We start from the raw sequence: 23,872 nt of genomic DNA on the forward strand, positions 1-23,872 counted from the left end.
AGCCTCGCAGCATTCCAACGACCAAGCTTCCTCGCAATCATAGGAAGACATCCGGCTGACGAACACTAGCCTCGGCCGTCATCGCCACTGAGCTGTCGGGAGAGGGCCATGGATATCGGGGTGCGCAAGATCGCGACCTTCGTCGAGGAGACGATAATCGAGGGGGGCAAGGCGGCGCCGCGTCCGATCACCATGACGGTTGTCGCGGCAGTGGTGAAGAACCCTTGGGCCGGCCAGGGCTTCGTCGAGAACCTTCGTCCCGAGATCATGCGCATCGCGCGCCCGCTCGGCCTGGAGATGACGCGCCGGCTGATCGCCGTGCTGCCGGGGGAGCGGGTCGAAGCCTATGGCAAGGCCGCGATCGTCGGCGTAAATGGCGAGATCGAGCACGCTTCGGCGCTCATCCATACGCTGCGCTTCGGCAACACCTTCCGCGAGGCGGTCTCGGGAACCGCCTTCCTGAGCTTCACCAACACGCGCACCGCGCCGGGCGCGCTGATTTCGCTGCCGATGATCCACAAGAGCGAGACCGGCAAGCGTTCGCATTTCATCACGGCAACCTTCCAGATCGCCGATGCGCCCGGCCCCGACGAGATCGTCGTCGCGATCGGCGCCTCCGATGGCGGCCGCGCCCATCCGCGCATCGCCGACCGCTTCGAGGATATGAAGGAGATGGAGGCGGAGCTAACAGCACCTGAGCTCGTCAGCATCTGATCGAATCCGATGGTGGCAGACGCCATCGGCCTCATCTGTGCGAATGCGGTCCATGCCGGCGCCGATGCACAGCGCGGTGGGCCATCAAGATAATCCTGGCACACAGGGGCGTGGCGCCTTCGCAATGGTCCCGACCTGAGGCATCGGTGCGCTCGTGGGCGCCTGGTTTGATCGGCATCTATATGAGGCGACTGGCGTCGAGCTATCTTGAGGCTACATAAACTTGCATGTTTCCGATGGGAGGCGGCATCCCTCGCCAGCACATCGCGCTGCGCGCTTCCATCTTGCGCCGTATGTAAACATTGGCACGATGCCCGGAAGCAGACATTCGTTCAGGCACACCCTGGTGTCGGTGTCGGATTTAGACGGATATTTCTCACTCGCAGGCGAGCGACGAAGGCGTCCGCCTCAACACTCAATCCCGCGGCAGGCTGCGGGCGCTGAAGTCACAGGATTGCTGAGCGATTGCCGCAATGCGCGCGGCGAGCGGCGAGATGTCGCCCTTGCGGTGCACCGCATGGTAACGGAGCGGTGGAATCGGCGGCTCGGTCCGGATGACGCGCAGCCGGCCGTTGGCGATCTCTGGGCCGAAATAGCTGGCCGTCAGGAAGGTGACGCCCAATCCGGCGGCGGCAAGGGCTGCCAGCACGTTCAGGCTGTTGCATTGAACGATGTGGTTGATCGCGAGTCCATTGGCCACCGCCCAGTCGAGCACCAGCTTCTGCAGGCCGGAGCCCTGGGTCTGCGTCAGGATCGGATAACGCGCCATCTCGCCGAGCGGGATCAGGTGCTCCGCCGGGCCGAAGCCCGGCGCCGACACCCATTCGAGTTGGACCGTATCGAGCGGCAATGCCGTGAATTCCGGCGTTTGCGGGGGATCCAGCGCGATGACGAGGTCGAGCTCGGTGGCCGCCAGCTTGCCGAACAGGTCGACGCTGGCCGCGACTTCGGGAACGGGCACGACATTGGGGTAGTCGTGCTTCATCGCGACGATCAGCTTTGGCAACCAGGTCAGGGCGACGAGCTCGGTCGTGCCGAAGCGGAACGGCCCCGAGAAGGTCGCGGCCCCGCCGGCCGCCTCACGGAAGCGCGGTTCCAGCGCGAGCATCTCTGTGGCGATCGGCAGGCTCGCCTCGCCGGCCCGGGTCAGGCGCAAGGCATGGCTCGTGCGGTCGAAGAGGGGTCCGCCGATCACGGCCTCGAGTTCGATGATCCGCTTCGACACCGTCGATTGCGCCAGATTGAGATGCCGCGACGCCTCGGTGAAGCCGCCAAGTCTGGCGGTCCAGTAGAAGGCCTCGATCTGCCTCAGACTCGCCGGCATCGCTTTCCCCCATCGCTCGGCGCCACTTCATGATGAAGAAAAGCGATAGCTTGTGAGAAATATATTCGCTTTCTGTCATTCTCGCCATGTCACATGATTCCCGAAACCAAGCTCTTGGGGACGGAATCTTCCATGTCGTTGATCGGCCACCGTACCAATCCGAACAGCCCTGCGGTGCCGGAGGCGATCCTCGACGGCTTCCGGACCGCTCCCGTCTCGATCATCTCCGACGTGATGAACCGCCTGCATGGGACCAGGGCGCTGCGGCCCTATCATCGCTCCGGCCGGCTTCTCGGCACGGCCGTGACGGTGAAGACGAGGCCGGGCGACAACCAGACCCTGCACCGCGCCTATGAGCTGCTGCGCCCGGGCGATATCCTCGTCGTCGATGGTGGTGGCGACCTGACCCAGGCGCTCGTCGGCGAGATCATGATGAGCCGGGCGCGGGCGATGGGTGTCGCCGGCTTCGTCATCGACGGGGCGATCCGCGACGTCGATGCGTTCCAGCAGGCAGATTTTCCCTGTTACGCCCGCGGCGTGACCCATCGCGGCCCCTATAAGAGCGGGCCGGGCGAGATCAACGTCCCGGTCTCGATCGACGGCATGGTGGTGATGCCGGGTGACGTCGTGGTCGGCGATGCGGACGGCATCGTCGCCTTCGACCGGGCCGACGCGACCGAACTCCTCGATCTCGTCCGCCAGCAGGAAGAGCGCGAGGCGAACGCGCTCGCCGCGATCGCGGAAGGGCGCGTCGACAGCTTCTACATGAAGACCGGAAAGGCTGCGTCGTGACGGTATCGGCCATCCCGCTTTCCGCGCGCGTCAGCCGGATCAAGCCCTCGCCCAGCATGGTGGCGCGACTGCGCGCTCAGGAGCTGAAGGCACAAGGGCGCGACATCATCGACCTCACCACCGGAGAGCCCGATTTCGACACGCCTGCCCATATCCGGGAGGCGACGACCACCGCCATGGCGGCCGGCGAGACCCGCTATGCGCCGGTCAACGGCACGCTCCGCCTGCGCAAGGCGATCATCGCCAAGTTCGCGCGGGAGAACGGCGTGACCTACGCCGCCGACGAGATCGTGGTCGGCAGCGGCGCCAAGCAGGTGATCTTCAACGCCCTGGCGGCGACCATCGGCGAGGGCGACGAGGTCATCGTGCCCGCGCCCTATTGGGTATCCTATCCCGACATGGTGCTCGCCTGCGACGGCACGCCCGTCATCGTCGCCTGTGGCGAGAATGCCGGCTTCAAGCTCACCGCCGAGACGCTCGAAGCCGCGATCACGCCGCGCACGCGCTGGCTGCTCCTGAACACGCCGTCGAACCCGACCGGCGCCTTCTACTCCGCCGACGAGATGACGGCGCTGACCGAGGTGCTGAAGCGCCATCCTCACGTCGCGCTGATGACGGACGACATCTACGAGCATATCCGCTTCGACGGCGGCGAGCCGGTCTGCCCGGTCGCGATTGCGCCCGAACTGCGCGAGCGCACTTTGCTCGTCAACGGCGTCTCCAAGACCTATGCCATGACCGGCTTCCGCATCGGCTACGGCGCCGGACCGAAGGCGCTGGTCAACGCGATCAACATCATCCAGTCGCAGACGACCTCAGGCGCCGCCTCGATGTGCATGGCGGCGGCTGCCGCTGCGCTCGAAGGCGATCAGAGCTTTGTCGGCGAGGCGCGCTCGGCCTATCGACAGCGGCGCGACCGCGCGGTCGAGTTGCTCGACGCGATCGACGGGATGAGCTGCCGCAAGCCCGACGGCGCCTTCTACGTCTATCCGAGCTGCACTGGGTTGATCGGCCGGCGCCGGCCGGACGGGCGGGTGCTGCAGAGCGACCTCGATGTCGCGCTTTACTTGCTCGAAGACGCCGGCGTCGCCGTCCTCGACGGCTCGGCCTATGGGCTCTCGCCCTATCTGCGCCTGTCGATCGCGACTTCGCTCGGCGCGATCGAGGAGGCTTGCGCCCGCATCAAGACGGCCTGCGACGCATTGCAACGATCATAACAACAGGGGATGACGATGAAGCTCTTCTCGGTTCTCGGCCTTGCGGCCGCCCTCGCTACCGGCCTCTCCGGAGCCGCCCAGGCCGACCAGCTCGCCGACATCAAGGCGCGCGGCAAGCTGATCTGCGGCACGCTCGGCACCTCCGAGCCGTTCTCCTTCCAGCACCCGCAGACCCGCGAGATCGTCGGCTACGATGTCGACATCTGCAAGAAGGTCGCGGATGCGGTCGGCGTTCCGCTCGAGCTGAAGAGCATCGCCGTCGAGGCGCGTATTCCCGAATTGCTGCAGGGCCGGGTCGACATCCTCGCCGCCAATCTCGGCTATACGCCCGAACGCGCCCAGCAGATCGACTTCTCCCATTCCTATTTCGTCAGCCAGCAGAAGCTGCTGACCACCAAGGAAACCGGCATCACCACGCTGGAGGGGCTGGCCGGCAAGAAGATCACGGCGATCAAGGGCTCGTCTTCCGAACAGGGCGTGCGCCGGCTGATCCCGACTGCCGAGACCGTGACCTTCCAGGACACCTCCTCCGCCTTCCTGGCGCTGGCGCAGGACAAGGTCGATGCCTTCTGCGGCTCGGAGCTCATCCTGGTGAAGCTCGCCAAGCAGTCGAAGGTGCCGATGGTCGTGATCGAGAAGTCGCTTTTCGTCGAACCCTGGGGGCTCGGCCTGCGCAAGGGCGAAACGGCCTTCAAGACGCTGGTCAACGAAACCCTCGCCAAGGCCGCAGACTCCGGCGAGATCGACAAGATCTTCTCGAAGTGGTTCGGCCCGGGCACGGCCTTCGACATCAAGCGCGACTACAAGATCGAAGAGATCAGGGGCTGATCTGACGCAGGGCATCGGAGGGGAGCCGATCGATGGGCTATGTCTTCGATATCGGCAGCGTGCTGACCGGGAAATATCTCGACTGGTTCCTGATCGGCATCGCCACCACGCTGGCGCTGACGGCGGTCGCCTGGTGCCTCGCCATGGCGATGGGGATCGTCCTGACGCTTGTCCGGATGATTCCGTTCCCGCCGCTCGGCTGGTTCGTGGCTCTGTATGTCGAGTACCACCGCAACGTGCCGCTGCTGGTCCAGATCTTCGTCTGGTATTTCGGCGTGCCCTCGCTGCTGCCGCGCCCTGCCCGGCAGTGGATCAACGCCCATCACGGCGAGTTCCTGCTGGCGGCGATCGCGCTCGGCCTCGCTGCGGCGGCCTATGTCGCCGAGGATATCCGCAGCGGTATTCGCTCGATCCCGAAGGCACAGTACGAGTCGGCCCGCTCGATCGGCTTCGGCTATCTCGGCGCCATGGGCTATGTCGTGCTGCCGCAGGCGCTGCGCATCGCCGTGCCGCCGCTGATCAACCAGACCCTGCTGCTGTTCAAGAACACCAGCCTCGCCATGGCGATCGGCGTCGGCGAGCTGACCTACCGGACGCGCGAGGTCGAGAGCTACACCTTCAAGACCTTCGAGGCCTTCGCGGTCGCGACCGCGATCTATCTCGCCATCTCCTTCGGCATCATGGCGCTGGGCAGCTGGTCCGGCCATCGCCTCAGGCTCGAGACGCGCTGATGCTCGAGATCCTGCAGAACAACTGGCTGCTCTTCCTTGTTGGGCAGTATCCGCACGGGCCGATCGGCGGCCTCGTCATGACGCTGTTCATGGCCGCACTCTCGCTGGCGCTGTGCTTTCCCTTCGCGATCGGCCTGGCGCTGGCGCGTCTCAGCCCCTATCGCTGGCTGCGCCTGCCGGCGACCGCGATCGTGCACACGGTGCGCGGCCTGCCGCTGATCATGTTCATCTTCTGGACCTATTTCTTCTCGCCGCTGATCATCGGCCGGGCGGTCGGCGGGGTCGAGACGCTGGTGATCGCGCTCGTCGTCTACGAAGCCGCCTATCTCTCCGAGATCATCCGCGCCGGCATCGAGGGGCTGCCCAAGGGCCAGACCGAGGCCGCGACCTCGCTCGGCCTGCGCTACTGGCCGACGACGATCAAGGTCGTGCTGCCGCAGGCATTGCACAACATGCTGCCGAGCATGGTCAGCCAGTTCGTCTCGACCATCAAGGAAACCTCGCTGGGCTATGTCATCAGCGCCCATGAGCTCACCTTCGCGGCGGCGCAGGTCAACAACGTCCTGCTGACCCAGCCCTTCGAGGTCTACGGCATCCTGGCGCTGACCTATTTCGCGCTCTGCTTCGCGCTGACCTCGCTGGCGCGCCTGATCGAGCGGCGCATCTCGGCCGGCCGTGGTGGCGCGCCCGGCATCGTCGTCGCGGCGTGAGGAAGCCATGATCCGCTTTGAAAACGTCGACAAATGGTTCGGGACGCTTCAGGTGCTCGCCGGAATCTCCGGCGAGGTCCGGCGCGGCGAGGTCAAGGTCCTGGTCGGCCCGTCCGGCTCGGGCAAGTCGACCCTGATCCGCACCGTGACCCGTCTGGAGACCATCCAAGGCGGGCGCGTGCTTGTGGACGACGCCGACATCGCCGCCCGGAGCGTCGACATCAACCGATTGCGCCAGCGCGTCGGCTTCGTCTTCCAGGCCTATAACCTGTTCCCGCATCTCAGCGCGCTCGGCAACATCACGCTCGGCCTGACCAAATTGCGCGGCCTGTCGAAGGCGGCGGCATGCGAGCGCGCCATGGAGGAACTTGCCCGAGTCGGGCTGACCGAGAAGGCAAACGAGATGCCCGGCCTGCTCTCGGGCGGGCAAAGGCAGCGCGTCGCCATCGCCCGCTCGCTGGCGATGGACCCGGAAGTCATGCTGTTCGACGAGCCGACCTCCGCGCTCGATCCCGAAATGGTCGGCGAGGTACTGGCCGCAATGAAGCGGCTCGCAGCCGCGGGTATGACCATGATCTGCGTCACCCACGAGATCGGCTTCGCCCGCGAGGTCGCGGACGAGATTTGGTTCATGGAAACCGGCAGGGTGATCGAGCGTGGTAAACCGGCGGAACTCGCGGGTCGCGCAGCGCAGTCACGACTGGGAGCATTCCTCCAGAAAGTCGGCGCGACCTGAGTGTCTGGCGAAGATAGGGACCTCGATGGCAGCCATCAGGGAGCGTAACCCACGGCAACAGAACGATTTCCCGGGAACCGAGCACCACAACCAGACATTGGGGCACTGCCCGGAAGCGGACACCGACGAGGGAGCGAGCGGTGATTGCGATGACGCACCTCAAACTGCAACCTGCCCCGCCGATGCGTGCCGGGACAAGCCCACCGATTGACAGTCGCCTAACGTAATCGCGCCTTATGGACGGAATGGCGAGAGCTGTTCGCCATCAGGATCGCAATCCCTATGACTTTTTGACGGGAAACCAGGCGGTTGCATGGCTATCGGAGCATCCGGTGATTCCTAAATTGGTGGGTTCGACCACGCTGCGCTACTTCTCCGAGGTGGCCGAGCGTGGCTCCTTTCGCGCTGCGGCGGAATCCCTGCGCATCGCGGCGTCGGCGATCAACCGGCAGGTCAGCAATCTCGAGACCGATCTCGGCGTCAAATTGTTCGAAAGGGCGCGCGGTCGAGCCGGGCTGCAACTGACGGAAGCGGGACGCATCCTGCAGTCCCGCCTGCGTTCGGCGATCAACGAACTGCGCATGGCAAACGATGAAATTATTGCGCTGCAGGGTCTCGGGCGCGGGCACGTGACGGTCGGATTCAACGATGTGATCGTAAACACCATATTGCCGGAGGCAATCAAAGATTTTCATCAGGCCCATCCAAATATAACCTTCGACGTCAAGGTCGACAGCACGCGGGAGCTCGTTTCGCGGCTGAAGGATGGCGATATAGATTTCGCAGTTGCTTATAATTTCTCCCCGGAAGCAGAGCTTTCATACATGGAGAGTATCCCTCTCAAGATGTATATGATCGCCTCGCCTGATCATCCTCTCGCGGCGCGTCCGTCCGTCACGCTTTCAGACCTCGGCGGACACAATCTCATCTTGCCCGATGGCTCGGGGTTTATACGGCAGATATTCAATATCGCATTCGGCGGCTCCAAGGCACGGGTCAACCAGATCGTGCAGACGAACTCCTTCGAGCTGATCCATTCGCTTGTGGAATGCGGGGTCGGGGTCAGCGTCGTGACCGGGCGAGAGCAAAAGGAGGATCGGGGGCGACTGAGCCATGTCGAAATCGACGACGCTCTTCTTTCGCGGAATGTGCTCGCCTGCTGCAAATTGCCCGACCGCGACCTGTCGCCGGCCGCCGCGGCGTTCGCTGCAGCCGTGTGCGATGCCTTGAGAGCGTTCGAGCAACGCGAATCCCGCTCGGGCCAAGACGGGGAAGGCGGGGAAGGCGAAAGACCCTGACCGTCGGGTGATTCCGCGGCGCATCAGGAAAGGTCGAGCCACTGAGGCCTAAATGGCGAGGCATGCGCAGGCGCGCACCCCGCCGTCGATGAGAAGCAATTCATGCGCATAAAGCATGGCAATCAGGCACAAGGCGCATGCAAAGCGCCTCGCGGCTAACGTTTGCCGCTTTTCATGAGCCGTAACCTATGCTGCGGCGCAATGCGCTAATTTCGTGTCTTCAAAGAGGCAAAATTGGCGCTTTACGCAGACGCGCAGTCATGAGTAGCAACAGATGTCCAAATGGTCATCTGCATGGCGGTCGACTTGGCATATGAGCGAAATAACTTCAGAATTTGAATTAATTTGCTCGAAATCCGATATGGCTTGGACCGCTTTACAGCGGCAATACGCTGATCGGCTGGCAGCCCCGGAGATTGATTTCCTCTTCGCACGGCTTGTCCTTGGCCTGACCGCCCCATTCTACGCCGAGCGGGAGCCGGCTCTCCATTTCACGGCCTGCAATGCCCTCGTCGGGCGGAAGCTGCCGCCCGAGCGCGCTCACGCGGCCTTGCGCACCGTGCCGAAAGCCGGCGAGCCATGGATCGAACGAGCCTTCGATCTGGCGGAAGAGCACGGAACAAAAATTGCCGCGACGCTGAAGGAACAGCGCGACCAAACCGATCAGATCAACGCCAAAGCCGATGCGGCACATCGAGAGCTTTCGAGCGGGGCCAAGGAGCACGTGGGCTGATGACCGACTGCACGAATAGACGCGCGCCAGCTGGATTGCGCGGCGGCTTCGCCGGCAACTGGATTTCAGGCGGCGACGGCCGCGCTCTGCGACGCCGGCTGATGGCGGTGCTGCGCATGGCCCATCGCGTACTCGGCCTCAGCCGCAAGGGGCTGGGGCTTGGGACATTGGGGATTGGCGGAGGGTTACGTTCGGCCGGTGCGATCAGCGGCCTGGCCGCGCTCGCCGTGCTGACCTTCTCGGCGCCGGCGCAGGCGCAAAATGCACAATGGGGCGGTTCGGCGACAGGCGGCAACGCCGTCGCCATCGGCAACGCTGCCACGGCGAATGGCAATAACAGCGTGGCATTGGGCACCTCCAACAACGCAACAGGCGACGCTACGATCGCCATCGGCTATTCGATGGCTGTCAGTGGCCTCAACGCCATAGGCATGGGTGTCTTCGCGCGCGCGAACGGCGTCAATGCCCTCGCCATAGGCGGGAGGGCCCAGGCGCTCGCGGACGGAGCGTCGGCCTTCGGTGTCAATTCCACCGCCAACGGGGCGAACGGGACTGCCATCGGCTCCACGGCCATTGCCGGCGCTGCCGCTACGGCTGTTGGCGTATCGAGCGAGGCGACCTCCGCCAATGCTGTCGCGATCGGCAGCCTCAGCGAAGCCTCCAATAGCGCCGCCACCGCCGTCGGCAACGGCGCCCGGGCTACGGGGAACAGTTCGCTCGCACTGGGTGCGCAGGCTCTCGCGATCGGGAGCAGCACGGTTGCGGTCGGGCAGGGCGCCGGCGCCGGTTCGACCACCGGCAATTCCAGCTCGGTCGCGATGGGCGTCGCGGCCGGCACGCTGGTGAGCGGCGCACAGAACACCGCTATCGGCAGCGGCATTCCCAGCGTCATGAGAGGCGCCGGCTCGGGCGTTACCGGCGCACGCAACCTCGCTATGGGAACTGGCGACGGCACCGCCACTTACGACGGTACGCTTTCAGCTTCGGCAGGCAACCTCGTCACGGGCAACGACAATATTGCGATCGGCACCAACGCCGGCATCGGCGTCGCCGCCAATGCAACGACATCGATCGGCTTCCATGCCATGGCAACCGCCGCCAATACTGTTGCGGTTGGTCCCCAGGCCAATGCCAGCGGGACCAACTCGGCAGCACTTGGCAACGTCGCCGTCGCTTCGGGCAACTTCGCGCTGGCCCTGGGCAATTCGGCTGTGTCGAGTGGAATAGGCGCCGTCGCGGCGGGATCGGGAGCCCAAGCCACAGCCGTCTCAACCACGGCGCTCGGCAACAACGCCGCCGCCACAGCCACGAACGCAGCCGCGCTGGGACTGGGCGCAACCGCTAGCGGAATCAACAGTACCGCTCTCGGCGTTTCGGCAAGCGCGTCCGGGTTGAACTCCGTCTATCTCGGCTCGCGCACCGTTGGAGCAGGCGCCAGCGCACAGAGCGCCATCGGCATCGGCACGGACGTGACGGCATCCGCGAACGACGCCCTTGCGATTGGACGTGCAAGCGGGGCGACCGCGGCCAACGCCGTTGCAGTCGGTCTCCAGTCCTCTGCGAGCTCTGCCGATGCCGTCGCCATTGGCACCAGAGCGAATGCGAGCGGAGGCAAGGCCGTCGCCATCGGCGCCGGTAACGTCGCATATGGCGACGGCGCGGTCGCCATTGGCGATCCCAGCTACGCCAGCGGCACCGGTGCCTTCACCGGTGGCGCGAACAACATCGCCAACAGTGACGGCACGGCGACCGCCACGGCGGCCAACCAAGCCGCCGGCGCGGTCGCGATCGGCAACAACAACAAAGCGATCGGGCAAGGCTCAGTGGCGCTGGGCAATGGCTCCACCGCCGGTGCGGCCGGTTTCATCGGCAACATCGCGCTGGGCAACGGCGCGACGGCGGCAGCCAGCTCCGGCGATGTCGCCTTGGGTTCCGGCGCAGTCACGGCCGTTGCGGTCCCGACGGCGAACGTCGTGATCAACGGCACGACCTATGGCTTCGCCGGCACCACTCCGCTGTCGACCGTGAGCGTGGGCGCGGTGGGGGCCGAGCGCACCATCACGAATGTCGCGGCGGGCCGGATCAATGGCGGCTCGACCGACGCGATCAACGGCTCGCAGCTCTTCGCCACCAACCAGGCGGTCGATGGTCTCGCCGGCACCGTCAACAACATCACCACCGGCGGCGGCATCAAGTATTTCCACGCCAATTCGGCCCTGCCGGATTCGGTGGCTGCCGGGACGGATTCCGTCGCCATCGGCCCGAATGCGAGGTCCGTCAACACCGGCGACGTCGCCATCGGCCTCAACTCGGTGTCGGGCACGACGACGGCGGTGGCGGGCGCGACGATCGGCGGCACCGCCTACAGCTTCGCAGGTGCGAACCCGGCGGGCGGCGCCTTTTCGGTCGGCTCGGCCGGCGCCGAGCGCCAGATCCAGAACGTCGCGGCCGGGCAGCTCACCTCTGCCTCGACCGACGCGGTCAACGGCTCGCAGCTCTTCGCGACCAATCAGCAGGTGACGACGAACACGACCAACATCGCCACGCTCGGCTCGACGATCAACAACATCGCCGGCAATGTCTCGACCGTCTACACGGACGCCAACGGCGAGGGCATCCGGTACGTTCGCACCAACGACAGGACGCTTGCGGTCGCCGACTCCTCCGCTCAGGGGATAGGCTCCACCGCAGTCGGCTACCAGGCGACCGCCTTCGCCGACGGGTCGCTCGCGCTCGGCCGCAACAGCCAGGCCACCATCCTCGGCGGCATCGCGCTCGGCGCCGATTCCCTCTCGGATCGCGCCATCGCGCCGACGTCGGGATCCGTGATCGCCGGCACCGGCATCGTTCTCTACAACACCACGGACAAGACGCTGCTCGGCGCGCTTTCGGTGGGCACCGCCTCCTCCTATCGCCAGATCATCAATGTCGCCGACGGCACTGAGGATCAGGACGCGGTCACGCTACGTCAGCTGAAGAACTCGCTGGCCTCCTTCGCGGTGACGGGAACGATGTATTTCCACGCCAATTCGACCGCGACCGACTCGGCGGCCGTCGGCCTCGATTCGGTCGCGGTCGGTCCGCGTACCACCGTCAACGGCGACAACGGCATCGGCATGGGCAATGGCGCCATCGTGCAGATGACGGCACCGGGCGGCATCGCCATCGGCCAGAACGCGACGGTCAATCTTGCCGACGGCGTTGCCCTCGGCACGAACTCGACAGCAAACGGCATCCAATCTCTCGCCCTCGGCGCCGGCGCAATCAGCAACAACGCCAACAGCGTCGCGCTGGGCGCGGGCTCCGCGACGGATGCGGCCGTCGGCACCGCCAGCACCACCATCCGGGGCACGACCTATAATTTCGCGGGCGCGGCACCGGTCGGCACCGTGAGCATCGGTTCCGTGGGCGCGGAGAGAACGCTGACCAACGTCGCGGCCGGCCGGATCTCGGCGACCAGCACCGACGCGATCAACGGCTCGCAGCTCTACGCCAGCAACCTGGCGATCGAGAGCCTCCAGAGCGGCATCGGCAACATCACCAACAGCGCCGTCTTTTATGACACCAATATCGACGGCAGTAAGAAAAACAGCATCACGCTGCAGGGCGGCGATCCCAACGCACCGGTCGTCATCTCCAAAGTTGCCGAGGGCGTGGCAGGGACCGACGCGGTCAATGTCAACCAGTTGAACAAGGGCGTTGCCGAGGCCAAATCCTATACGGACAGCCAGCTCGCCAATGTGACCGAGGCCGGCAAAGCCTACACCGATCAGAAGTTCGGGCAGCTCAACCAGGGCATTCGTGCGGCTCGCCAGGAGGCGAGGCAGGCCGCAGCGGTCGGGCTTGCCGCGGCGTCGCTGCGCTTCGACGATCGTCCCGGCAAGCTCAGCGTGGCAGCGGGCGGCGGCGCCTGGCGCGGTGAGGGCGCACTCGCCTTCGGCGCCGGCTACACCAGCGAGAACGGCCGCGTCCGCGCCAACCTGACCGGCGCGACCAGCGGGGGTGAATGGGGCGTGGGCGCCGGCGTCAGCCTCACTCTGAACTGAGCGGCGGCATGGTCGGCAAGCGAGCCCTCTCCCTCTGGCTCATGGCCATGGCTTGCCTGTTCCTGTCCGGCCAATACTCGGCTGGACAGGCGCCGGCCGGCGCCAACTACAGGGTCAAGCCTTCCGACGTGGCGGTGCCGCCGGATGTGAAGCTGGGAGCCTACCGGCGCATCATCCAACCCTTCGAGAACTGGACGCTGATCTGTGACGAAAACCTGCAGACCCGTCGGAAGGTTTGCAACGTCACGCAGACCATCGAGGATTCGGCCGGCCATCTGGCCTTTAGCTGGTCGCTTGCGGCCACGCAGGACGGCAAGCCCTACATGATTCTGCGCACTGCGCCGGATGCGACGAATCCCGGCCCGATATCGCTGAAATTCCAGGGCCAGGCCAATCCGCTCAAGGTGCAGCTCGATGGCTGCAATGCGACGGTCTGCGTCGGGATGCTGCCGGTCGGGCCGGTCGTGCGAGAGCAAATCTCGAAGGGTACGCTGCCGCAGATTTCCTACGAGACGCCCCGCGGAACAACCACGATCTCGGCGGCTACCCTCAGAGGACTCTCGAAGGCAGTCGAGGCGATCAGATGAACAGGCAGTCCCGATGAACCAGCAATCCATCCACGACCGGATCATGTCGCGCCAGCAGGACCGGTCAGGCCAGGTCGACGACCGCCTCGCGCCCAAACCCAAATGGACCCGGATCGCGATCTATTCGGCGATCGGCGTCGTCATCCTGGGTGGGCTCGCCTACGGCTCGATGAATTACAGCGCAATCCGAAACCTCGTCTCGCAATCGGCGATCGCGGAAACGAACAAGGCCGATCAGGCTCGCCCCGAAACGCCCTTCCTGCAACATGCAAGGCAGGCGGGCTTGAAGAGTTGCTCCACGGTGTTTCCGGTTCTCGGAGAGCTGCTGACGAGCGGCGCGAAATACGACGTCCAGTCGACCTGGAGCAACGAAGCTGCGGATCGTCACGCCGTGCAAGCCCTGGTCGGCATGAGCTACACCACCCAAAACTATAACGGACCGGCCGCCGGCATTATCTTCGCCGCGCCGACGCAGTCGGCTTGCGAAGGCACCATGGTTCGGGTGGCGCCCTTCTCCGCCTCATGCGCCGAGCTTCCCTCCGTTCTCCCGCAAGGCAGCCGGCTCGCCAGCAACCTTGGGCAAGTCGCCGTCTACGCTCTCGCCAATAATGGCGGAAACGCGATGCTCCTCCCGACGGCGAGTGGCTGCGTCGTCGTTTCCGTAGCCTCGGCCGCCCGAAAATAAGGAGCCAAGATGAAACTCGGTTCTGCCATTGCAGCAATCGGCGTGCTTCTCGCCTGCTCGGGTCAGCTCGGCGCAGCCGATTTTCAGACCAGACCGGTCAAGGGGCCGCCCGCATCAAAGGAAAGCGGCATCTGGGCGGCGATCGCCTATTCGAGTGCCGACCAGAAGCACGGCTTCTTCTGGGGCGCCGACAAGCGGCAGGAGGCGGCGGACCTGGCTCTCGCGCATTGCCGGCGGGCTGGAGGCGACGAATGCGTCGTCGTGAGCGTCTTTCGCAATCATCGCCATTGGGACGACGATGATCACACCGGCTTCCCCTACCATCACTGCGGCGCGCTCGCCGTGGCCGAGGGCAAGGGCGAGCGCATCACGCCGTGGAGCGCAAAGGCCGCGCCGACGCGCCAGCAGGCCGAGGATCGAGCTGTGCAGGCTTGCGAGCGGATAGGCACGCGGTGTGTCGTGCGCGAATGGGTGTGCACCTGACGCGATGCTCGAAGAAACGGGTTGGGTCGCCTGCGATAAAACCATTTCGACCCTGCCACGCTCGACGCAGTCGGTCGCATGGACGGACAGGGCTACGCGACGACTTGCGACGCTGCGCGGCGAACTCGGCACGATCCTCGCTTAGACCGGGCGGCAAACCCTTGGCGGGGTTACAAAAACGAACACTCCCGAAGCGGGCTCGCGGGAGTGTCTGCATCGGTGGTTGCGAGGGCCTGAAACCACCGATAGTGGGCGACTCGTTTCTTATCCGAGATGCGCCAACAACCGACATTGGCTCCTTGACGGAAAGCAGACCTTCGGAGGCGGGAACGCTGGCGGCGCGGATGAAGGGGCGCCTCCAGGGGTAATCTCCTGTGACAGCCCATTGGCGCAGCGCTTATCGGCAGAGGATACGAGCCAAGCAACAAGCCCCTAATTGACGATCCAAAACGTTTCGGATTAGCGTTTGGAGATGTCGCTCTCAAAGCTCGCAACCTCGTTGGGCCTCTCCGTCACAACCGTCTCGCGGGCGCTCGGCGGCTATAGCGACGTCGCCGAGACGACGCGCAGGCGGGTGATCGAAGAGGCCGAGCGGATCGGCTATCGTCCGAATGCGGTGGCGCGGCGGTTGCGCGGCGGCCGCAGCGATGCGGTCGGCATCGTCCTGCCCACCGGCCCCGGCCAGCTGGGCGAGCCCTTCTTCCTGAGGCTGATCGCCGCGATCGGTCCGCAGCTGGCGCAGGCCGGGCTCGATCTCATCGTGTCCAGCGCCCGCGGCGGGCCGGAGGAGCTGGTGCTCTACAGGCAATTCGTCGAGAACCGGCGAGTCGATGCGATGATCGTGGCGCGCACGCGGCTCGACGACGAGCGTGTAAACTATCTCAAGGCGTCGGGCCTGCCCTTCGTCACCCATGGCCGCACGCGTGCGGGCGGGCATGCCAGCGTCGATATCGACGGCGCCAAGGCCTTCGAGGAGGCGACGCAGCGCCTCCTAACCTTCGGGCATCGCCGGATTGGCTTCATCGGAGCGCCGCTCGAATACGGCTTCGGCTTCTTCCGTGAGGCCGGCTGGCGCGAAGCCCTGGCGCGCGCCGGCGCGGCGCCCGGCCCCTCCCGCTTCGCCGAGCCGAGCGAGGAAAACGGCCACCGGCTGGCACATGATCTGCTGGCAGCCGCCGAGCGGCCGACCGCCCTGCTCTGCGCCACCGACCGCCTCGCGATCGGCGCCTTGCATGCGCTCGGCGACCTCGGCCTGCGCGCTGGCCATGACATCTCGATCATCGGCTACGACAACTCGCCGATCGCGGACTACGTGGCGACGCCGCTGACCAGCTTCGACCCCGATATCGAAGGCGCCGCCGCGCGCATGCTCGACATGCTGCTGGCCCAGCTCGCCGGCCGCGACGGCGCGGCAATGACCGAGCTGCGCAGCGCCACCCTCGTTCCCCGCCGGTCCGATGGACCGGTTCCCACCGATAGCGGCCGCCTCAAGAGCCGCAGCATCTCCAGGGAGGAGACATCCGATGACGCAAGGCCCTACGACCTGGCTTAGGCGGACCGCTGCCATCGCCGCCCTGACCTTCGCCTGTCTTGCCAAACCCGCGGCCGCAGAGGTCGTCTTCCTCTCGACGCAGCTGAGGCCGATCGAGGCCGCCCAGAAGATGCGCTCCGAGATCCTCAAGGACTTTCCCGGCGGCGCCGATTTCGTCACCGAACAGCCACCGCAACTCGGCGTCCATATCCGGGCCGAGCAGCAGGCCGGCAAGCCGGTTTCCAGCCTGATCGGTGCGCTCCACGGCGAGCTGCAGCCGCTGGCGGCAGATTCGCTCGTGCCGCTCGACGACGTGCTCGCCAAGCTGAAGGATCGTGGGCTCAACCCCGGCATGGTCGAGGCCGGCAAGCTCGGCACCGGCAAGCAGATGTTCATCCCGTGGATGCAGGCGACCTACATCATGGTCGCCAACAAGCAGGCTTTGCCTTTCCTGCCCGAAGGCGCGGACATCAATGCGCTGACCTATGACCAGCTCGCTCAGTGGGGCGCGAATATCCAAGCGAAGACCGGCAAGCGCATGCTGGGCTTCCCGGCCGGGCCGACCGGGCTGATGCACCGCTTCTTCGAGGGCTATCTCTACCCGTCCTATACCGGCGGGGTGGTGACGACCTTCAAGTCGCCGGAGGCGGTGGCGATGTGGACGAAATTCCGAGAGCTGTGGAAGACCGTCAATCCGAACTCGACCAATTACGGCTTCATGCAGGAGCCGCTTCTGTCCGGCGACGTCTGGGTCGCCTTCGACCATGTCGCAAGGCTGATCGACGCGCTCTCGCGCAAGCCCGACGACTTCGTCGCCTTCCCGGCCCCGTCCGGGCCGAAGGGGCTGGGCTATATGCCTGTCGTCGCCGGCCTCGCCATCGCCAAGGGCGCACCGCAAGCCGAGCAGGCCAAGCAATTGATCGAATACCTCACTCGTCCCGACATCCAGGTGAAGACCGCGAAGGCAGTGGCCTTCTTTCCCGTCGCCAAGGTCGATCTGCCGACCGATGTCGATCCTGGCCTGAAGCTCGAGATCGATGCGGTGCAGAAGATGACGAGCGCACCGAACGCCGTGGTCAGCCTGCTGCCGGTCGGGCTCGACCAGCGCGGCGGCGAGTTCGACAAGGTCTATCTCGACACCTTCCAGCGCATCGTCCTGCGCGGCGAAGATCCGAAGGCTGCGCTCGAACGGCAGGGTGAGGCGCTGAAGCGCATCATCACCGAGACGAAGGCCGCCTGCTGGCTGCCCGACAAGCCGAGCGACGGCCCCTGCCCGATCCAGTGAGCCGGTCGGCGACGATGCGCGAGCCCAAGCTCCTGCCCTATCTGCTGATCGCGCCCTCGGCGCTCTTCCTCACGGGGCTGTTCCTGATCCCGCTGGTACAGACCGCCGTGCTGGCCTTCCAGGACGGCGGAGCGTGGAGCTTCGGCAATATCTCGCGCATGGCCAGCGACCTCAATTTCGAGGATGCGCTGGGAAACACCTTCAAGGTTGTGCTGCTCGCCGTGCCGCTCCAATTGGCGCTCGCGCTCGGCATGACGATGATGCTGCGCAAGATCCGGCGCGGGCGCGACCTCCTCGTCTGGGTCTGGTCGATCCCTCTCGGTATCTCCGATCTTGCGGCCGGCCTCGTCTGGCTCGCCATCCTGAACGACCAGGGCTGGTTCAATTCGGTGCTCTTCAAGCTCGGGCTGATCGCTCAGCCGCAAGCCTGGCTGACCTATGAGACGCCCGCCGCGCTGCTGGCTGCGATCGTCGTCGCCGAGATCTGGCGGGCGACGGCGATCGTCTTCGTCATCCTGCTCGCCGGCGTGCAGCTCCTGCCCAAGGAATACGAGGAAGCGGCCGAGGTCTTCGGCGCGACGCCCTGGCAGCGCTTCGTCCGCATCACCCTGCCGCTGCTCAAGCCCTCCATCCAGACGGCGCTGATCCTGCGCACCGTGCTCGCCTTCGAGATGTTCGCGATGGCGCTGGCTCTTGGAGGTCGCAACTTCCCCGTCCTCGTCAGCGAGGCCTTCAACGCCCAATATTTCAGCCAGGATTACGGCGTGGCGGCAGCCTATGCCGTGCTGGTCATGGCGATCTCGATTGCGGCGACGCTGCTCTACCTCGTTGCCCTGCGCACGCCCACGGAGCAGCGGGCATGACCGGCGCCACTCGCTCCGACCGCGCCATGCTCTGGGCCGGCGTCGCCGTGCTCTGCGTCTGGACGCTCCTGCCGATCTATCTGCTCGCGCTAGGCGCGTTGGGCGGCCGCGAGATCGTCTCGCAATGGCCCAAGCCGTTCACGCCCTTCGGCGCCTCCTTCGAGGCGCTCAGGAGCTTCCTTGCCATCGAGGGCGTCTGGCGGGCGACCTGGGTCAGCATCAAGGCGGCCGCCATGACCATGGTGATGGCGCTCGCGCTCGGCGTGCCCGCCGGCTACGCGCTGGCGCGATTCCGCTTCCGGGGCGCGGGTGCCTATCGCGTGCTGATTCTGATGACGCGCGCCTTCCCGGTCGCGATCCTGGCGCTGCCGCTCACCGTCTCCTTCATCAGGCTCGGCGTCTATGACACGCCCTTCGGCGTCGCGCTGGTCCATGCCGTGCTGGCGACGCCGTTCGCCACGCTGGTCTGCGCCAGCCTGTTCATGGGCATCCCCAAGGAGCTCGAGGAGGCTGCCTGGGTGTTCGGCTGCTCGCGGTTCACCGGCTTCGTCCGCGTGGTGCTGCCGCTGGCTCTGCCGGGGATCGCGGCCGCCTCGATCTTCGCCTTCGTGCTGTCCTGGAACGAGGTCTTCGCGGCCTCGGTGCTGACGGTGAGGCAGCGCACGCTCACCGCCTATCTCCTGTCGGTGCTGTCTGAATCGCCGCTGCATCTGCAATTCGCCGGAGGGCTCGTGCTGATCGTGCCCTCCGTTCTCTTCATCTTCCTCGTCCGGCGTCGCCTCTTCGCGATGTGGGGCATCAGCAACCGGTAGGCGCCATGGCGACCATCACCATCGAACGAGTCGCCAAGCGGTTCGGCGAGGTCACGGCTCTCGCGGAACTCGACCTCTCGGTCGCCGATGGGGAATGCCTCGCGCTGCTCGGCCCCTCGGGCTGCGGCAAGACGACCTTGCTGCGGATCATCGCCGGGCTCGAAAGCCAGACGAGCGGGCGCGTCCTGATCGGCGGGCGGGACGTCTCCGCTCTGCCGCCGCGCAAGCGCGGCCTCGCCATGGTCTTCCAGAATTACGCCGTCTTCCCGCATCTGACCGTCTACGAGAACGTCGCCTTCGGGCTGCGCATGGCCAAGGCCGACAAGACCCGCATCGCGCGCCAGGTTGAGAAGACTGCGGCGCTGCTTCATATCGAGCCGCTGCTGCAGCGTCATCCGGCGCAGCTCTCCGGCGGCCAGCGCCAGCGGGTCGCGGTGGCGCGCGCACTGGCTGTCGAGCCGGCGGTGCTGCTCATGGACGAGCCGCTCTCCAATCTCGACGCGCTGCTCAGGCTCGAGATGCGGGCCGAACTCAAGGCCGTCCTGAGCGGAGCGGGCACCACCACCATCTACGTCACCCATGACCAGACCGAGGCGATGGGGCTGGCGGACCGCATCGCGGTGGTGCATGGCGGGCGCATCGAACAGATCGGCACGCCATCCGCCATCTACGACCACCCTGCCACGCGCTTCGTCGGCGGCTTCGTCGGCAGCCCGCCGATGAACTTTCTGGAACTGCCGGTGCGAGACGGCCATGCCGATCTCGGCGGGCTCGCCCTGCCAGTGCCGCAGGGTGCCGGTGACAGGGTCCTGCTCGGACTGCGCGCGGAGGATGTCGCGCTCGCCGCAGCCGATGAGGATGCTTTCCCGTTCATCCTCAAGGTCGCGGAACTGCTCGGCCCTCAGATCCTCCTGACGGGGATGGCGGCCGGCGGCCAGCCGATGCGCGTCGTGCTGTCGGCCGCCGGCCCGCTGCCGCCCCTGGTCCCCGGCAGCGAAATCGCGCTCAAGCCCGATCGCACCCGGCTGAGCTGGATGAACGCAGCTGGGCATGCATTGGAGATCCGCTCATGAGCCGCATCGAGGCCGCCCGCGCCATCCTCGCCGCCAATGATCGCGGCGGCTATACGGTCCCGACGAACCGTCTCTATCCCTTCCAGTGGAACTGGGATTCCGCCTTCGTCGCGATGGGATGGGCGACCTTCGACTTTGACCGGGCCTGGCGCGAGATCGAAAGACTGCTGGAGGGGCAATGGGAGGACGGGCTGGTGCCGCAAATCGTCTTCCACGCCCCGTCCGACGATTATTTCCCCGGTCCCGCCGTCTGGGGCATCGCCCGCACCCCGCCGACATCCGGTATCCCGCAGCCGCCCGTCTTGGCGACCGCGGCCCGCTTCGTGCTGGAGCGGCACGGAGAAGACGGCATTGCGAGGGCGCGCGCCATCTATCCAAAGCTCGTCGCGAACCATCTCTGGTGGAAGCGCGCGCGCGATCCGGACGACACCGGGCTGGTCGCCACCCTGCATCCCTGGGAAACCGGCATGGACAACAGCCCGGCCTGGGACGCCGCGCTCGAACGCGTCCCGACCGAGACGCAAACCGAGATCCGGCGCCGCGACACCGGCCATGTCGATGCCGCCTTCCGCCCGCGGGGCGTCGAGTATCAGCGCTTCATCCATCTGGTCGATCTGTTCCGCGGGACCGGGTGGGACGCCGTACGCATGCTCCAGCTCTCCCCTTTCAAGGTCGCGGATGTCGGCACCAATGCGATCCTGCTGCGGGCGGAACGGGACCTCCTGGCTCTGGCCGAGCGTTTCGGCACAGCAGAGGAACGCGACACGATCGCCTCGCGGATCGCGCGCAAGGAAACCGTGATCGCGGGGCTATGGGACGAGCCGCTCGGGCACTACCTCACGCGCGATCTGATCGGCGGGGGCCTGATTCCGGTCCGGACCTCAGCAGGGTTCCTGCCGCTCTTCGCCGGGCTGCACGACCACGCTGCCGCCCTTGCCGAAAGGATAGACGCCTGGCGGTGGCGGGGCATCGGCCTCATTCCCTCGACGGATCCCGATGCGGCAAGCTTCGAGCCGCAGCGCTATTGGCGCGGGCCGGTCTGGGCCGTGGTCAACTGGATGATCGCGCGCGGCCTGCGCGAGGCCGGCCTCGACGCGACGGCCGATTCCGTAGCCTCCGAGACCCGCAGGCTGATCGGGGACGCCGGCTTCAGCGAGTATTTCAATCCGATCGACAGCGCCGGGATCGGCGGCGGGACCTTCTCCTGGACAGCGGCGATCGACCTGCTGCTCGGCGAGGAGGCGCAGAGATGAGCGTCCTCACGCTCGGCGGCATCGACTGCGATCTGCATCCGGCGGTGCCGGGCATCGCCGCGCTCATCCCCTATCTCGACCCGCAATGGGCCGATGCGGTGGCACAACGCGGCGTCCATGATCTCGAACCGACGAGCTATCCGCTGCACGCGCCCCTGACCTCGCGACCGGACTGGCGCGTCGCAGGCGCCAAAGCCGGGTCGAGCCGCGAACGGCTCTGCACGCAGGCGCTCGACGGATTCGGCAGCCAGGCCGGCATCCTGAACTGCCTCTACGCTGTCACCACACTGTTCAGCGAAGACATGGCCGCGGCTTTCGCCCGCGCCCTCAACGACTGGCTGGCAGCCGAATGGCTGGACAAGGACCAACGCCTGCGCGCCTCGATCGTCGTCCCGATCCAGAGCCCGCCGCTAGCGGCGGGCGAGATCGAGCGGCGCGCCGCCGACCGCCGCTTCGTGCAGGTGCTCCTGCCTTGTCTCGCCGACCAGCCGCTCGGCCGACGCAGCCTGTGGCCGATCTACGAGGCGGCGGCGCGCCATGGCTTGCCCGTCGGCATCCATGCCGGCTCGACCTATCGCCATCCGGTGACTCCGGTGGGATGGCCCTCCTATTTCACGGAGGATTACGTCAACCAGGCACAGGGCTTCCAGACCCAATTGACGAGCCTCGTCTGTGAGGGCGTGTTCAGCAAGTTCCCCTCGCTCAAGGTCGTGCTGATCGAGTCCGGCTTCACCTGGCTGCCGGCCTATCTCTGGCGCCTGCACAAATACTGGCGCGGCCTGCGCATGGAGATCCCCTGGGTCGACCGGCCGCCGCCGGAGATCATCCGCGAGCAGGTTCGCTTCACCTTGCAGCCGGTCGACGCGCCGGTGGAGGGCGACGCCCTCCTGCGCATCCTCGACCAGGCCGGATCGGACGAGCTTCTCCTGTTCTCGACCGATTATCCGCACTGGCAGTTCGACGGCCAGGACGCGCTGCCGCCGCTCTTGCCCGATAGCCTCAAGACCAAGATCCTGATCGACAATCCGCTCGCGACCTATCCCCGTCTCAAGGAGGATTTCGCATGAACATGGAGCTGCCCGCCCGGCCGAAACCGGAAAGCACCATCGTCAGGCCGATCATCGCCGATTGCGACATCCATCCTTGTCTGGCCAAACCCGCCGACATCCTGCCCTATCTGCCCAAGCGCTGGCAGGAGCACGCCATGACCTATGGCATGCTGCCGCGCCACGGCTACCAGAGCGGCCCGGCCTATCCCAAGGGCCAGCCGGACGCCGCGCGTCTCGATTCCTGGCCTCCGGACGGCCGCCCCGGCTCCGATCTCTCCTTCATGCAGGCGCAGCATCTCGACGCCAACAAGGTCGAGCTCGGCATCATGACGGTGATCGCGCCGGCCGCCGGCGCGGCCCAGAACCTCGACTATTCCGCTGCGCTCGCCCGTGCCCTGAACGAATGGCAGGTGGCCGAGTGGACGAGCAAGGATTCGAGGCTGAAGGCTTCGATCGTCGTGCCCTATGAGGACGGCGCTGCTGCGGCAGCCGAGATCGATCACTGGGCCGGGCACGAGGCCTTCGTGCAGGTGCTGCTGCTCAGCCGCACCGCCGAGCCGCTCGGCCAGCGCCGCTACTGGCCGATCTACGAGGCCGCCCAGCGCGCGAAACTGCCGATCGGCGTGCATGCCTTCGGCTATGGCGGCTATCCCGTCACCGCCGGAGGGTGGCCGTCCTACTACATCGAGGAGATGGTCGGGCATGCGCAGTGCTGCCAGGCGCTGCTGACCTCGATGGTGATCGAGGGCGTGTTCGAGCGCTATCCCGGCACGCGGATGGTGCTGATCGAGGCCGGTCTCGCCTGGCTGCCCTCGCTTGGCTGGCGGCTCGACAAGCATTGGTCCCGCCTGCGCAGCGAGACCCCGCATCTCAAGCGGCCTCCGAGCGACTACATCCGCGACCATGTCTGGCTGACGACGCAGCCGATGGAGGAACCGGAGAAGCGCAAGCATTTTCACGACATCGTCGAATGGATCGGCATCGATCGTCTGCTCTTCGCCACCGACTATCCGCATTGGGATTTCGACGACCCGCTCTGGGCCGTGCCGGTCAAGCTCGACGATGCTGCCCGGCAAGCGCTCTTCCTCGACAATGCCAAGGCGCTCTACGGACGGGGCTGAA

22 protein-coding genes are annotated in these 23,872 nt (G+C 66.0%); 21 read left to right on the plus strand and 1 reads right to left on the minus strand.

The features are described 5' to 3' along the window. The first annotated feature begins 108 nt into the window (after positions 1 to 108). Positions 109 to 714 (plus strand): amino acid synthesis family protein, encoded by a 606-nt coding sequence (locus AB6806_RS14495; RefSeq protein ID WP_113251872.1) that lies wholly within the window; start codon positions 109 to 111, stop codon positions 712 to 714. 415 nt (positions 715 to 1,129) lie between these two features. On the opposite strand, the gene AB6806_RS14500 is transcribed toward AB6806_RS14495, so the two are convergent. Next, positions 1,130 to 2,038 carry a LysR family transcriptional regulator gene (locus tag AB6806_RS14500; RefSeq protein ID WP_142023271.1) on the minus strand — a complete coding sequence of 303 codons (909 nt, stop codon included), beginning with the start codon at positions 2,036 to 2,038 and terminating at the stop codon, positions 1,130 to 1,132. 132 nt (positions 2,039 to 2,170) lie between these two features. Here AB6806_RS14500 and AB6806_RS14505 point away from each other — a divergent pair, with 132 nt between their 5' ends. The 20 genes from AB6806_RS14505 (at position 2,171) to AB6806_RS14600 (ending at position 23,871) form a co-directional block, all read left to right on the plus strand. Next, positions 2,171 to 2,830, plus strand: coding sequence for an RraA family protein (locus tag AB6806_RS14505; protein WP_142023270.1), 660 nt, complete (start codon positions 2,171 to 2,173; stop codon positions 2,828 to 2,830). Beyond that, positions 2,827 to 4,047 (plus strand): aspartate transaminase, encoded by a 1,221-nt coding sequence (locus AB6806_RS14510; RefSeq protein WP_142023269.1) that lies wholly within the window; start codon positions 2,827 to 2,829, stop codon positions 4,045 to 4,047. Before AB6806_RS14505 ends, AB6806_RS14510 begins: the two co-directional genes overlap by 4 nt. Before the next feature lie 15 nt (positions 4,048 to 4,062). Next, complete coding sequence (locus AB6806_RS14515; protein WP_142023268.1) at positions 4,063 to 4,875, plus strand: ABC transporter substrate-binding protein; 813 nt, start codon at positions 4,063 to 4,065, stop codon at positions 4,873 to 4,875. A 32-nt stretch (positions 4,876 to 4,907) separates the two neighbouring features. Then, positions 4,908 to 5,606, plus strand: coding sequence for an amino acid ABC transporter permease (locus tag AB6806_RS14520; protein ID WP_038367067.1), 699 nt, complete (start codon positions 4,908 to 4,910; stop codon positions 5,604 to 5,606). Further along, a complete protein-coding gene (locus AB6806_RS14525; RefSeq protein WP_038367065.1) occupies positions 5,606 to 6,316 on the plus strand; it encodes an amino acid ABC transporter permease in 711 nt (236 codons plus the stop codon). The genes AB6806_RS14520 and AB6806_RS14525 overlap by 1 nt, the downstream gene beginning before the upstream one ends. Positions 6,317 to 6,323: 7 nt before the next feature. Further along, positions 6,324 to 7,052 (plus strand): amino acid ABC transporter ATP-binding protein, encoded by a 729-nt coding sequence (locus tag AB6806_RS14530; protein ID WP_142023267.1) that lies wholly within the window; start codon positions 6,324 to 6,326, stop codon positions 7,050 to 7,052. A gap of 245 nt (positions 7,053 to 7,297) precedes the next feature. After that, the gene (locus AB6806_RS14535; RefSeq protein ID WP_185748065.1) at positions 7,298 to 8,350 is read left to right on the plus strand and encodes a LysR family transcriptional regulator; all 1,053 of its coding nucleotides are present in this window, start codon (positions 7,298 to 7,300) and stop codon (positions 8,348 to 8,350) included. Positions 8,351 to 8,663: 313 nt separating this feature from the next. Then, positions 8,664 to 9,083: a hypothetical protein gene (locus AB6806_RS14540; protein ID WP_142023265.1), complete on the plus strand. Its 420-nt coding sequence runs from the start codon at positions 8,664 to 8,666 to the stop codon at positions 9,081 to 9,083. Beyond that, the gene (locus tag AB6806_RS14545) at positions 9,083 to 13,129 is read left to right on the plus strand and encodes a YadA-like family protein (protein WP_370954805.1); all 4,047 of its coding nucleotides are present in this window, start codon (positions 9,083 to 9,085) and stop codon (positions 13,127 to 13,129) included. The genes AB6806_RS14540 and AB6806_RS14545 overlap by 1 nt, the downstream gene beginning before the upstream one ends. An 8-nt stretch (positions 13,130 to 13,137) precedes the next feature. Further along, a complete protein-coding gene (locus AB6806_RS14550) occupies positions 13,138 to 13,716 on the plus strand; it encodes an invasion associated locus B family protein (RefSeq protein WP_133565753.1) in 579 nt (192 codons plus the stop codon). A gap of 13 nt (positions 13,717 to 13,729) precedes the next feature. After that, complete coding sequence (locus AB6806_RS14555; RefSeq protein ID WP_370954806.1) at positions 13,730 to 14,401, plus strand: hypothetical protein; 672 nt, start codon at positions 13,730 to 13,732, stop codon at positions 14,399 to 14,401. A 9-nt stretch (positions 14,402 to 14,410) separates the two neighbouring features. After that, the gene (locus AB6806_RS14560; protein ID WP_370954807.1) at positions 14,411 to 14,884 is read left to right on the plus strand and encodes a DUF4189 domain-containing protein; all 474 of its coding nucleotides are present in this window, start codon (positions 14,411 to 14,413) and stop codon (positions 14,882 to 14,884) included. 472 nt (positions 14,885 to 15,356) lie between these two features. Beyond that, complete coding sequence (locus AB6806_RS14565) at positions 15,357 to 16,436, plus strand: LacI family DNA-binding transcriptional regulator (protein WP_370954808.1); 1,080 nt, start codon at positions 15,357 to 15,359, stop codon at positions 16,434 to 16,436. Then, entirely contained in the window at positions 16,408 to 17,700 is a 1,293-nt protein-coding gene (locus AB6806_RS14570) for an ABC transporter substrate-binding protein (protein ID WP_370954809.1), read from the plus strand. The genes AB6806_RS14565 and AB6806_RS14570 overlap by 29 nt, the downstream gene beginning before the upstream one ends. Before the next feature lie 14 nt (positions 17,701 to 17,714). Beyond that, positions 17,715 to 18,563: a carbohydrate ABC transporter permease gene (locus AB6806_RS14575; RefSeq protein WP_370954810.1), complete on the plus strand. Its 849-nt coding sequence runs from the start codon at positions 17,715 to 17,717 to the stop codon at positions 18,561 to 18,563. Next, positions 18,560 to 19,375 (plus strand): carbohydrate ABC transporter permease, encoded by an 816-nt coding sequence (locus AB6806_RS14580; protein WP_112762625.1) that lies wholly within the window; start codon positions 18,560 to 18,562, stop codon positions 19,373 to 19,375. The genes AB6806_RS14575 and AB6806_RS14580 overlap by 4 nt, the downstream gene beginning before the upstream one ends. A gap of 5 nt (positions 19,376 to 19,380) precedes the next feature. Further along, entirely contained in the window at positions 19,381 to 20,448 is a 1,068-nt protein-coding gene (locus AB6806_RS14585) for an ABC transporter ATP-binding protein (protein ID WP_370954811.1), read from the plus strand. Next, positions 20,445 to 21,701 (plus strand): MGH1-like glycoside hydrolase domain-containing protein, encoded by a 1,257-nt coding sequence (locus tag AB6806_RS14590; RefSeq protein ID WP_370954812.1) that lies wholly within the window; start codon positions 20,445 to 20,447, stop codon positions 21,699 to 21,701. Before AB6806_RS14585 ends, AB6806_RS14590 begins: the two co-directional genes overlap by 4 nt. After that, on the plus strand, positions 21,698 to 22,768 hold the full coding sequence (locus AB6806_RS14595; protein ID WP_370954813.1) for an amidohydrolase family protein: 1,071 nt from the start codon (positions 21,698 to 21,700) through the stop codon (positions 22,766 to 22,768). Before AB6806_RS14590 ends, AB6806_RS14595 begins: the two co-directional genes overlap by 4 nt. After that, positions 22,765 to 23,871, plus strand: coding sequence for an amidohydrolase family protein (locus AB6806_RS14600; RefSeq protein WP_370954814.1), 1,107 nt, complete (start codon positions 22,765 to 22,767; stop codon positions 23,869 to 23,871). Before AB6806_RS14595 ends, AB6806_RS14600 begins: the two co-directional genes overlap by 4 nt. The last annotated feature ends 1 nt before the right edge of the window (position 23,872 follow it).

The organism is Allobosea sp. RCC_152_1, from assembly GCF_041360765.1.
Taxonomy (GTDB): domain Bacteria; phylum Pseudomonadota; class Alphaproteobacteria; order Rhizobiales; family Beijerinckiaceae; genus Allobosea; species Allobosea spartocytisi.

What these genes read in the sequence shown, in the direction of transcription:
- AB6806_RS14505 (WP_142023270.1), top strand. Translation starts at nt 2,171, where the DNA reads ATGTCGTTGATCGGCCACCGTACCAATCCGAACAGCCCTGCGGTGCCG.
- AB6806_RS14535 (WP_185748065.1), top strand. Translation starts at nt 7,298, where the DNA reads ATGGCGAGAGCTGTTCGCCATCAGGATCGCAATCCCTATGACTTTTTG.
- AB6806_RS14565 (WP_370954808.1), top strand. Translation starts at nt 15,357, where the DNA reads ATGTCGCTCTCAAAGCTCGCAACCTCGTTGGGCCTCTCCGTCACAACC.
- AB6806_RS14500 (WP_142023271.1), bottom strand. Translation starts at nt 2,038, where the DNA reads ATGCCGGCGAGTCTGAGGCAGATCGAGGCCTTCTACTGGACCGCCAGA.
- AB6806_RS14595 (WP_370954813.1), top strand. Translation starts at nt 21,698, where the DNA reads ATGAGCGTCCTCACGCTCGGCGGCATCGACTGCGATCTGCATCCGGCG.
- AB6806_RS14580 (WP_112762625.1), top strand. Translation starts at nt 18,560, where the DNA reads ATGACCGGCGCCACTCGCTCCGACCGCGCCATGCTCTGGGCCGGCGTC.
- AB6806_RS14550 (WP_133565753.1), top strand. Translation starts at nt 13,138, where the DNA reads ATGGTCGGCAAGCGAGCCCTCTCCCTCTGGCTCATGGCCATGGCTTGC.
- AB6806_RS14530 (WP_142023267.1), top strand. Translation starts at nt 6,324, where the DNA reads ATGATCCGCTTTGAAAACGTCGACAAATGGTTCGGGACGCTTCAGGTG.
- AB6806_RS14525 (WP_038367065.1), top strand. Translation starts at nt 5,606, where the DNA reads ATGCTCGAGATCCTGCAGAACAACTGGCTGCTCTTCCTTGTTGGGCAG.
- AB6806_RS14600 (WP_370954814.1), top strand. Translation starts at nt 22,765, where the DNA reads ATGAACATGGAGCTGCCCGCCCGGCCGAAACCGGAAAGCACCATCGTC.
- AB6806_RS14570 (WP_370954809.1), top strand. Translation starts at nt 16,408, where the DNA reads ATGACGCAAGGCCCTACGACCTGGCTTAGGCGGACCGCTGCCATCGCC.
- AB6806_RS14575 (WP_370954810.1), top strand. Translation starts at nt 17,715, where the DNA reads ATGCGCGAGCCCAAGCTCCTGCCCTATCTGCTGATCGCGCCCTCGGCG.
- AB6806_RS14540 (WP_142023265.1), top strand. Translation starts at nt 8,664, where the DNA reads ATGAGCGAAATAACTTCAGAATTTGAATTAATTTGCTCGAAATCCGAT.
- AB6806_RS14560 (WP_370954807.1), top strand. Translation starts at nt 14,411, where the DNA reads ATGAAACTCGGTTCTGCCATTGCAGCAATCGGCGTGCTTCTCGCCTGC.
- AB6806_RS14590 (WP_370954812.1), top strand. Translation starts at nt 20,445, where the DNA reads ATGAGCCGCATCGAGGCCGCCCGCGCCATCCTCGCCGCCAATGATCGC.
- AB6806_RS14545 (WP_370954805.1), top strand. Translation starts at nt 9,083, where the DNA reads ATGACCGACTGCACGAATAGACGCGCGCCAGCTGGATTGCGCGGCGGC.
- AB6806_RS14585 (WP_370954811.1), top strand. Translation starts at nt 19,381, where the DNA reads ATGGCGACCATCACCATCGAACGAGTCGCCAAGCGGTTCGGCGAGGTC.
- AB6806_RS14555 (WP_370954806.1), top strand. Translation starts at nt 13,730, where the DNA reads ATGAACCAGCAATCCATCCACGACCGGATCATGTCGCGCCAGCAGGAC.
- AB6806_RS14520 (WP_038367067.1), top strand. Translation starts at nt 4,908, where the DNA reads ATGGGCTATGTCTTCGATATCGGCAGCGTGCTGACCGGGAAATATCTC.
- AB6806_RS14515 (WP_142023268.1), top strand. Translation starts at nt 4,063, where the DNA reads ATGAAGCTCTTCTCGGTTCTCGGCCTTGCGGCCGCCCTCGCTACCGGC.
- AB6806_RS14495 (WP_113251872.1), top strand. Translation starts at nt 109, where the DNA reads ATGGATATCGGGGTGCGCAAGATCGCGACCTTCGTCGAGGAGACGATA.